The organism is Streptomyces sp. NPDC086766 (assembly GCF_044746005.1).
GTDB lineage: Bacteria > Actinomycetota > Actinomycetes > Streptomycetales > Streptomycetaceae > Streptomyces.
Genome location: NZ_JBIVBI010000059.1, coordinates 1 through 1,677, shown reverse-complemented (window position 1 = coordinate 1,677; position 1,677 = coordinate 1). Strand labels below are relative to the sequence as shown.

The window sequence follows — 1,677 nt, the reverse complement described above, 5'->3', positions numbered from 1 at the left end:
CCTCGATCGTTCATGAGTGCCCGTCAGCTTGCTGACGGGGACTCTGTGTCTGTGTGATGGGGTCTTTTCGGGGCTGGGGCAGGCTGAGGGCCCGGCTCTCGCGTCGGGTGTGCGCCGGGTTCCACTTCGCCGGTGTGGTGGTGCGGGTTGTCGGGACGGTCGAAGTGGCTGGTCAGCCGGGGTTCGGGAGGGTGTGGAGCCGGTTGATCGCGTGGGTGATCACGGGCGTCCAGGGCCATCGGGCGGTGAAGCGGAGCCAGTGGCGGCGTCCGGTGTGCACGAGCTGGGCGGCGGCGGAGAACAGGCGCAGGCGGAGCTTCTTGGGTTCCCAGCGGCGGGTGTCGCCGGTCAGGGCGAGCATCGGCATCCAGGCCAGGAGGTCGAGCGCGAGGGAGACAATCTCCAGCCAGATCCGGTTCTGCGCGGTGTCGTGCAGGGGCAGGTTGCGCAGGCCGGTGTCACGGGCGTTTCGGATGCGGTCCTCGCAGCGGGCCCGCCGGCGGTGACGCAGCTCGAGGTCGGCGAGCTGGCCGCCCTTGGTGTTCGTGGCGAAGCAGGTCAGCCGCAGTCCGTCGAGGTCGGTGAAGCGCAACTGGGCGCCGGGGTGGGGGCGTTCCTTTCTGACGATCAGCCGCATGCCCTTCGGCCAGGTGCTCAGGTCGGGCATGTCGGTGATCTCCGCGACCCAGGCGCCGGGCCGCTCGGTGCCGCCCGCGTCGTAGGCCGGCGTCCACGCCTTCTTCGGGATCTTCAGCACGGCTTGGTGGATGGCGTCGGTGATGGTCATTCCGACGGAATACGACAGCCATCGTCCGGGCCGGGAGAGCCAGTCGAGGAAGGAGTGGGTGCCGCCGCCGGAGTCGGTCCGGATCAGTGTCTGGCGTCCCCGCCGCAGGGCTTTGGGCAGCTGGGCCAGGGCGAGCTGGGCGGTTTCGATGTGGTCGGCGGCGGTGTTGGAGCCCGCGTTGCCGGGCCGTAGCAGGGCGCCCACCGGCTCTCCGGAACCGGCCTGGCCGTGGTCGACGAACGCGACGAGCGGGTGATGGCCGAAGGTCTTCTTCCAGGTCGCGGTGGCGTCCTGCTTCTCGGAGTGTGCGAGCACCAGCACGCCGTCGATGTCCACAACCACCTGGCCGTCGGCGGCCGGACTGCTCTCACCGGCCAGGTCCCAGACTCGCTCGCGCACTTGGGAACGCGCGCCCCGGATCGCCGCAAGAGCTCTCGGTCCAGACGCAGCGAGTGCGTCGACGAGACGGGAGACGGTGGGATCGGAGGCCACCGGGCCGAACACAGCCGGCTCGGCCCGCAGCAGGCCGACGTCGGCCAGACAGTCTCCGCCGAGTGCGACGGCCAGGGCCACGTCCAGCAGGATCTTGCCTGGATCGTGCACGGCCCGCGGTTTGCGCCACGGCGTGAGTGCCGCCGATATCGCGGTGTCCAGGCCGGACTTGCGGACTGTTTCGACCAGCAGTACCGACCCGGCCTGCGAGACCGCCCCAGGGCCGCCGCCCTCGACACGAACACGCGGATACGACCCGCTACGCTTCTTCACCTGGAGAGTGCTTCTTTCCTTGCAGCTGACAGGACCCTCGACAAGTCCCATCGTTGCAGGTCAGCAGCACTCTCCACTTATTTGATCAAGACCCGGACAGGGCCGCTCGCGAAAGCGCGAGGTTA

Annotated in this window: 1 protein-coding gene; it reads right to left on the bottom strand. The window is 69.2% G+C overall.

Annotated features, from left to right (window positions below; all coding sequences use genetic code 11):
• Positions 1-172: 172 nt before the first annotated feature.
• Positions 173-1,552 carry an IS1380 family transposase gene (locus tag ACIPM1_RS33820; RefSeq protein WP_402441206.1) on the bottom strand — a complete coding sequence of 460 codons (1,380 nt, stop codon included), beginning with the start codon at positions 1,550-1,552 and terminating at the stop codon, positions 173-175.
• Positions 1,553-1,677 lie beyond the last annotated feature (125 nt).